We start from the raw sequence: 8,349 nt of genomic DNA, 5'->3' as shown, positions 1-8,349 counted from the left end.
CTGAATCCGCCGGCTTCGAGGAGTGCGCGGGCGATGTAGTTGGTGAGGTTGCGGAAGCCGAGGGCCAGGCCACGCAGGTGCTCGAGGCGACCGTTCACGGCTTCGGTAGGTCCGTTGCTCGTGCGCGGCCGGTCGAAGTAGGCCAGGACGTCGCAGGCGCGTCTGGTCAGGGTGCGGCCGAGCTTGCGCAGTTCTACCAACGCCTCAGGCACACTGTCGGCGAGGGCGTCGATCACGGAGCTCATCTCGACGCGGCCGGCTGCCCGGTCGGGGTGACGGTAGGCGGAGATCATGCGCTGGTAGATCCCCCAGGTGCACTCGACTTGCACGTGCCGGTCCCCAGCGAAGAGCTTGTCAAGGCGCTCGTGCTGGCGGTCGGTGAGCAGGTCAGCCCCGGTGTGCAGGGTCCGCCGCGCGGTGTAGAACAGGTCGCCCTTGCGTCCGCGGTGTCCGTGCAGTTCCTGCTGGACTCGGCGGCGGCACTCATCGAGAGCGTCCCCGGCCAACCGGATGACGTGGAAGGGATCCATAACCGTGACGGCGTCCGGCAGCTCCTCGGTGGTGGCGGTCTTGAAGCCCGCGAACCCATCCATGGCCACGACCTCGATCCCATCGCGCCAAGCCTGGTCCCGCTCGGCCAGCCAGTCCTTGAACGCCTTCTTCGACCGACCTTCGACCACGTCCAGCAGGCGTGAGGGCCCGGTGCCGTCCCGGACCGGGGTGAGGTCGATGATCACGGTGACGTACTTGTCACCGCGCCGGGTGTGCCGCCACACGTGCTCATCGACCCCGACGACCTTGACACCGTCCAGGCGGGTCGGGTCCTCGATGAGCAGACGCCGGCCCTCAGCCAGGACCGCGTCGTTGGCGGTGTTCCACGCCACGCCCAGTCCTTCGGCAACTCGGGCCATCGACAGGTGGCCGACGACGATCCCGACCAGACCCCACCGCAGGCCGGCGCGGGAGATCTTGGCCCGCGGCGGCGCCGCAGCGGTGGTGTCCTGACGCCACACGTGCGAGCACTCCTTGCAGCGGTAGCGGCGCACGGTGAGCACCAGCGTGGTAGGGCGCCACCCGAACGGCTCGTGCGCCAACTCCCTGCTCACCGTGTCACGGGGCACGCCCTGGCAGCCGCACCGCCTGCACCAGTCGTCCGGCTCCACGACCCGGCACGCCAGCACGGACCGGTCAGGCTCGAGCAGCTGGCCGGTGACCTCCAGACCGAGGCCGTCGAGGCGGGTGAAGGTAGTCAGGTCAGGGCGCGTGAAGGTAGCGTCAGGCACGTCGAGGTCTTCCGGACGGGTTGTGTGAGAACTCCCATCATCGGAAGACCTCGACCCTCACCCCGACACCGACGCGCCGCCCCAGGTCGCACCACAGCTACACCCTCATCTGTGAAGAGCCGGATTATAGGGAGAGTCGATGCTCTCGATCCCACACAGCGGGTCGTCTCCCCTATCAGTCGTCTCCCACCACTCCATAATCCCTGCACAGAAAGCGAGCTTTAGATACCTGGCGGCAGCGCTATTTGGGCGAGTCAGCGAGGGGGGGACTTCCATCTTTTTGGCCCACGTACCTAAGACGGTCCCATCAGGGGACACAACCCTGAAAGCGATGTCCACCATCCGCGGGGGGGTGCCGTCAACTTCTGCTACCTGGTACGGGATGACATCAGGGGAGGGGCTTTCCAGGGTTCCTGGCAATTGGAAAGCCTCCTCCAGCAGGATTCGCAGGATGACTTCCTTCCAGGCCGAATCAGAATCATGCATCGTGATGTCTCCTATTCTGGGGACAGGATATACCCCGCCCCGAAGCAAGGGCCGCCAACCGACCGACAGGGGTGCCCCCTCCCTCCCCGCCGGACATTACACACCGGGCGTGGACCCGCTCACCGATCGACAGAAGCGTCACATGGCCGTCGAGGTTCACCTTGGGCGCGTCTACCAGCGGACGATCCCCGCCTACGGCGAACCTGACCGCGCTCCGGCGCTGCCCGGAGACGTGCCGGAGGGCCTTCTCCCACGAGGGTCCGGCGGGCGCCGGTGCACGTGGGGCACGATGGGACCACCCCACCCGAGGAGGTCCCGCATGGCCCACCACGACTTCGACCCGCTCGCCTCGCTCCGCGACGAGCCGGACGCCCCCGAGTTCGACGTGTTCCTCCAGGGGATGGTGTTCCTCGACATTGTCTTCTCCGGCCTCGACGAGATGCCCTCCGCGGGCCGCGAGATCTGGGCCGACGGCATGGGCAGCTGCCCGGGCGGCATCGCCAACCTCGCGGTCGCGACGGCCCGGCTCGGGATGCGCACCTCGCTCGGCGCCGCGTTCGGCGACGACGACTACGGCGAGTTCTGCCATCGCACCCTCGCCGAGGAGGGCATCGACCTGCGCACTTCCCGCCGCTATCCCGATTGGCACTCGCCGGTGACGGTGTCGATCGCCGTGGACGGCGACCGCAACATGATCACGCACGGCCACGACGCCCCCGAGTGCCCGACGACGATGATCGGGCGCCCACCGCGGGCCCGCGCCGTGCTCCTCGACCTCGCCGAGGCCCAGCCGCGCGGCTGCACCGACGACCCGACGTGGATCGAGATGGCCCGCGACGACGGCGCGCTGCTCTTCGCCGACGTGGGCTGGGACCCGAGCGGGGAATGGTCCCAAGGCATCCTCCAGGAGCTCACCAACTGCCACGCGTTCATGCCGAACGCCGGTGAGGCGATGGCGTACACGCGCACCGACACGCCCCAGGACGCCCTCTACGCCCTCGCCGACCACGTGCCCCTCGCGGTCGTCACCAACGGGCCGTACGGCGCCCTCGGAATCGACTCGACGACGGGGGAGGAGGCCTCCGTGCCCACGCTGCGGGTGCGGGCCGTCGACCCCACCGGGGCCGGCGACGTGTTCGGTGCCGCGATGGCGCTCGGCACCCTCGCCTCCTGGCCCCTCGCCGACCGGCTCGCGTTCGCCGCGCTGTGCTCCTCCCTCGCCGTGCAGCACGTGGGCGGCTCGCTCGCCGCCCCGGGCTGGGGCGACATCGCCGACTGGTGGCACTCGGTGCGGTCGACGCCGCCGCGCACCGCCTACGAGGCGTCCGTGCGTCGCCGGTACGCCTTCCTCGACGACATCGTCCCCGACTCCTCCGTCCACGCCGTCCGCCGCGCGGCCGCGACGATCGCCCGCCTCTCCGACGCCTGATCGCCCTCCCCGGCGCCGGGACGGGCGGTCGGGAGCCGTTGCGTCACCTCGCGCCCGACCGGCACTGCGGGGCGTCGGGTGCGCGTCAGTCGGCGTCGATCTCGGTGACCGCGCCGTCCTCGACGTGCCAGCGCCGCGTGAGGCGCACCGAGTCGAGCATCCGCCGGTCGTGCGTGACGAGCAGGATCGTGCCGTCGAACGCGTCGAGCGCCTCCTCGAGCTGCTCGATCGCGGGCAGGTCGAGGTGATTGGTCGGTTCGTCGAGGACGAGCAGGTTGACGCCGCGCGCCTGCAGCAGCGCGAGGGCCGCGCGGGTGCGCTCGCCGGGGGAGAGGGAGTCGGCGGCCCGGTTGACGTGATCGGATTTGAGGCCGAACTTGGCGAGCAGCGTGCGGACGTCGGCGTCCGGCCAGTCGGACACCTCGTCCGCGAACCGCCGCCCGAGCGTCGCCTCGCCCTCGAACGCGGCACGCGCCTGGTCGACCTCGCCGACGACGACGCGCGACCCCGGCGTCACGGTGCCCCCGTCGGGGGTGATCCGCCCGAGCAGCAGCGCGAGCAGGGTCGACTTACCCGCCCCGTTCGGGCCGGTGACGGCCACCCGGTCGCCGTAGCGCAGCTCGACGTCGATCGGGCCGAGCGTGAACCCGCCCCGCCTCGCGACCGCCCCACGGGTCACCGCGACGACGTCCCCGGAGCGCGGCGCCGAGGCGATCGAGAACTGCAGCACCCACTCCTTGCGCGGCTCCTCGACGACGTCGAGGCGCTCGATCATCCGGTCGGTCTGGCGGGCCTTGGCGGCCTGCTTCTCGCTCGTCGCCTTGGCGTGGGCGCGGATGTTCTTGTCGGCCTCCCGGCCCCGGCCCTTGGCCTTGCGGACGGCGTTCTTCGTGCCCTTGTCCATCCACGCCCGCTGCATGCGGGCGCGGACCTCGAGCTCGGAGCGGCGTTGCGCGTAGTCCTCGTACGCCTCGCGGGCGTGCCGCCGGCGGATCGAGCGTTCCTCCAGATAGGCGTCGTATCCGCCGCCGTAGACGGTGACCTGTTGCAGCGACCGGTCGATCTCGACGACGGACGTCGCCGTGCGCGAGAGGAACTCGCGGTCGTGGCTCACGAGGACGACGGGCGCGTCAAGTCCCAGCACGAACTCCTCGAGCCGCGCGAGGCCCGCGATGTCGAGGTCGTTCGTGGGCTCGTCGAGCAGGTAGGCGTCGTAGCGCGAGAGCAGCAGCGCCGCGAGTCCCACCCGGGCGGCCTGCCCGCCCGACAGGGACGCGACCGGCCGGTCGAGGTCGACGTCGAGGCCGAGGTCGTCGGCGACGGCCTCCATCCGCTCGTCGAGGTCGGCCCCGCCGAGCGCGAGCCAGGCCTCGAGCGTCGCGGCGTACGTGTCGTTCTCGGCGTCGCCCGCGCCCGGGTCGCCGAGGGCCTGCGCGGCGGCGTCCATCGCCGCGGTCGCGTCGGTCACGCCGGTGCGGCGGGCGAGGGCGTCGCGGATCCTCTCGCCGGGGCGGGCGTCGGGCTCCTGCGTGAGGAACCCGAGTCGCGCGTCGGCGGGGGAGACGACGACCTCACCGGCCCCGGGGCGGCGCACCCCGGCCAGCAGGCGCAGCAGCGTCGACTTGCCCGCCCCGTTGGGGCCGACGAGCCCGACGACGTCGCCGGGCGCGACGACGAGGTCGAGACCGGAGAACAGGACGCGGTCGCCGTGGCCGGCCGCCAGGCCGCGGGCATGGATCGTGGCACTCACCGGGCCATCCTCCCCGATCGGCCGTCCGCGGCCGACCTCGCGGGGCGGGGATGCGTCCTCGGGTCCCATCGGCGGGGTGTCGAGCGGGTGTTCCGCCCTCGGAACGGTGTCGACGAGAGGGGCCGAGTGGCGTCGACGCCCTCACCTGCGGCGTCGTGCCGCGGGCGTCCGAGGTGGGGGGATCGGGTCCGTTCCGAGGGCGTGACGAGGCCGCGGCCCCACGCCCAGACCAGGCGGTGCCGCGTGCGGCGAGGCGACGGTGGGGCGGTGGCGCGTTCGGACGGCGGTATCGGCTCGCTCAGGCGGCCTCGGCGTCGGGGGTGGTGTCTCCCGAGGTGCTGGGGCGGCGCCGGGCACGGCGGACGAGGACGACGGCGAGCGCGAGGATCGCGACGAGGAGGGCGATGCCCCAGGGGGGTCCGGCGACGGCGAGGAGCGCCGCCTCCCAGAGGGCCCAGCCGATCGTCGAGTAGATCGCGGCCCAGGCGAGGGCGCCGGGGACGGTGGCGAGGGTGTACTTCCACGCTTCGATGCGGAGGATACCGGCGGCGGCCATGACGGCGCTCTGGAGCCCGACGGTGACGTAGCAGAGGGGGACGGCGACGAGTCCGATGCGGCGGATGAGGCGAGCACCGTGGTCGACGCCCGACTCGTCGAGCCACGCTGCGAGGCGGGCGCGGCGGCCGGTCCGGGCGCCGTGGAGGCTCACCGTCGTGATGGAGCGGGCGAGCCAGTACACGAGCTGGCCCCGGAGCATCGCGATGACGAAGAGCGCGCCGAAGATCAGCTCGACGGGCCACCCCGCGAACCGTTCGACCATGGTCTGCCTCCTCGGTATCCCCCCGGACGCCCCAGAGCAGGGTAGTGCAGGCGAGTCGCACCTAACCCGGCCGTCCCGGCGCGGCGCGATGGTCGGGCGTCGACGGGGTCGGTGGCGACCGGTCGGTGCACGGACGGAGGGGTGTCGGGACGAGGGTTGTCGGAGGGCTGCGGCACCATAGGTCACGTGACCGACCGCAGCGATGAACTCCCCGACGGCACCGTCGACCCGGCCGACACCGACGCCCCCTCCGCCCCGCCGCAGGACGCCCGACGCCGGTGGCAGGAACTCGCCGACGAGCTGCGCGAGCACCAGTTCGCGTACTACGCCAAGGACGCCCCGACGATCAGCGACGGCGAGTACGACGCGTTGCTGCGCGAGCTCCAGGAGCTGGAGGAGACGTACCCGGCGCTGCGGGTGCCGGAGAGCCCGACGCAGACGGTGGGCGGGTTCGACGTCGGCACGGTCGCGGCCGACGACGCCTCGGGGCAGGTGACGACGTTCACGCCGGTCGATCACCTCGAGCGGATGCTCAGCCTCGACAACGTCTTCTCCACCGAGGAGATGTCGGAGTGGTACATGCGCCTCGTCGACGGGCTGCCCGGGGTGGAGCTCCACTTCCTCACCGAGCCGAAGATCGACGGGCTCGCCGTCAACCTCCTCTACGAGAACGGTGTGCTCACGCGGGCCCTCACCCGCGGCGACGGCCGCACCGGGGAGGACGTCACCCTCAACGTGCGCACCATCGCCGGAGTGCCGCAACGGCTCGAACAGCCGCACGACGCCCACGACGAGAGCACCGACACCGTGACCGTCCCGGAACTCGTCGAGATCCGCGGCGAGGTGTACTTCCCCGTCGCGCAGTTCGAGGGGTTCAACGCCTCCCGGGTCGAGCAGGGGTTGCCGCCGTTCGCCAACCCGCGCAACTGTGCGGCCGGGTCGCTGCGACAGAAGGACCCGGCGGTCACGGCGTCCCGCCCGCTCGAGGTCGTCGTCCACGGCATCGGTGCCCGAACGGGATTCGACATCACGCGCCAGTCGCAGGCCTACGAGATCCTCCGTGGGTGGGGGCTGCCGGTGTCGAGCGAGAACCGCGTCGTCGACGACCTCGCCGGCATCCTCGAGCGCATCGCGTACTTCGGCGAGCACCGGCACGACCTCGTCCACGAACTCGACGGGTGCGTCGTCAAGGTCGACGAGGTGAGCGTCCAGCGACGCCTCGGCACGACGTCACGCGCACCCCGGTGGGCCATCGCGTACAAGTACCCGCCGGAGGAGGTGACGACGAAGCTCGTCGACATCCGCGTCAACGTCGGCCGCACGGGACGGGTCACGCCGTACGGCGTCATGGAACCGGTGCAGGTCGCCGGATCGACCGTCGAGATGGCGACGCTGCACAACGCCCACGAGGTCAAGCGCAAGGGAGTCCTCATCGGCGACACCGTCGTCCTGCGCAAGGCGGGCGACGTCATCCCCGAGATCCTCGCCCCGGTCGTCGATCTCCGCGACGGCTCCGAGCGGGAGTTCGTCATGCCGACCCACTGCCCCTCGTGCGGCAGCGAACTCGCGCCGCAGAAGGAGGGCGACAAGGACATCCGCTGCCCCAACGCGCGGGCCTGTCCCTCGCAGCTTCGTGAGCGGGTCTTCGGGCTCGCCTCCCGCGGGGCGTTCGACATCGAGTCACTCGGCTGGGAGGCGGCGATCGCCCTCACCGACCCCGAGGCAAACCGTCCCGAGGAGGCCGACGAGGAGGGCGTGCCGCGTGAGGAGCCCGTGCTCGTCGACGAGTCCGGCCTGTTCGACCTCACGCCCGCGGACCTCGCCGACGTGCACGTGTGGCGGCAGCGCAAGGTCACCCGCGGCGGCGTGACGACCGTGCGGCCGTGGCAGAAGGAGCCGTTCTTCTTCACCAAGCCGACGGCGAAGAACCCGTCCAAGCCCCGGGCCTCCACCGACGCACTCTTCGCCGAGCTGGAGAAGGCGAAGGGGCAGCCGCTGTGGCGGGTGCTCGTCGCGTTGTCGATCCGCCACGTCGGCCCCACCGCGGCCCGCGCGCTCGCGGGGCACTTCGGGTCGATGGACGCGATCCGGGCCGCGAGCACCGAGGAACTCGCCGCCGTCGAGGGCGTCGGGCCGACGATCGCCGAGTCCGTGCAGGAGTGGTTCGGGGTCGACTGGCACCGCAACGTCGTCGAGCGGTGGGCCGCCGCCGGAGTCCGCATGGCCGACGAGCGGGACGAGTCCCTCGAGCGCACCCTCGAGGGCGTCACCGTCGTCGTCACCGGCTCGCTGCAGGGCTTCTCGCGTGACGAGGCGAAGGAGGCGATCCTCTCCCGTGGCGGCAAGGCCTCGGGGTCGGTGAGCAAGAAGACCGACGCCGTCGTCGTCGGCGAGAACGCCGGGTCCAAGGCCGACAAGGCCGAACAGCTCGGCGTGCCGATCCTCGACGAAGAGGGGTTCGTCGCGCTCCTCGCGGGCGGCCTCGCCGCGGTGGGTCTCGGCGAGGAGGCGGAGGACTCCTCGGACGAGAGCACCGCGGAGGGCGACGGGACGTCCGAGACCGGAACCGACGACTGACGCC

Annotated in this window: 6 protein-coding genes; 2 read left to right on the top strand and 4 right to left on the bottom strand. The window is 71.7% G+C overall.

The annotated features are described in order from the left end of the window. Window positions 1-1,283, bottom strand: a 1,283-nt coding sequence (locus MOPEL_RS02140; protein ID WP_009481207.1) for an ISL3 family transposase, incomplete at its 3' end; no start/stop codon positions are given. Between the two features lie 105 nt (window positions 1,284-1,388). Continuing rightward, window positions 1,389-1,769 (bottom strand): hypothetical protein, encoded by a 381-nt coding sequence (locus tag MOPEL_RS16995; protein WP_009481206.1) that lies wholly within the window; start codon window positions 1,767-1,769, stop codon window positions 1,389-1,391. A 319-nt stretch (window positions 1,770-2,088) separates the two neighbouring features. Here MOPEL_RS16995 and MOPEL_RS02135 point away from each other — a divergent pair, with 319 nt between their 5' ends. Beyond that, window positions 2,089-3,198 carry a carbohydrate kinase family protein gene (locus MOPEL_RS02135; protein ID WP_009481205.1) on the top strand — a complete coding sequence of 370 codons (1,110 nt, stop codon included), beginning with the start codon at window positions 2,089-2,091 and terminating at the stop codon, window positions 3,196-3,198. Window positions 3,199-3,283: 85 nt separating this feature from the next. On the opposite strand, the gene MOPEL_RS02130 is transcribed toward MOPEL_RS02135, so the two are convergent. Next, the gene (locus MOPEL_RS02130) at window positions 3,284-4,948 is read right to left on the bottom strand and encodes an ABC-F family ATP-binding cassette domain-containing protein (protein WP_040632387.1); all 1,665 of its coding nucleotides are present in this window, start codon (window positions 4,946-4,948) and stop codon (window positions 3,284-3,286) included. Between the two features lie 298 nt (window positions 4,949-5,246). Next, window positions 5,247-5,768, bottom strand: a complete 522-nt coding sequence (locus tag MOPEL_RS02125) for an SNARE-associated domain-containing protein (RefSeq protein WP_009481203.1) — start codon at window positions 5,766-5,768, stop codon at window positions 5,247-5,249. 186 nt (window positions 5,769-5,954) lie between these two features. On the opposite strand from MOPEL_RS02125, the gene ligA reads away from it, so the two are divergent. After that, on the top strand, window positions 5,955-8,345 hold the full coding sequence (ligA, locus tag MOPEL_RS02120; protein ID WP_009481202.1) for an NAD-dependent DNA ligase LigA: 2,391 nt from the start codon (window positions 5,955-5,957) through the stop codon (window positions 8,343-8,345). Window positions 8,346-8,349 lie beyond the last annotated feature (4 nt).

Origin of the sequence: Mobilicoccus pelagius NBRC 104925 (assembly GCF_000247995.1) — a bacterium.
GTDB lineage: Bacteria > Actinomycetota > Actinomycetes > Actinomycetales > Dermatophilaceae > Mobilicoccus > Mobilicoccus pelagius.
This window is presented reverse-complemented; position numbering and strand designations above follow the sequence as displayed.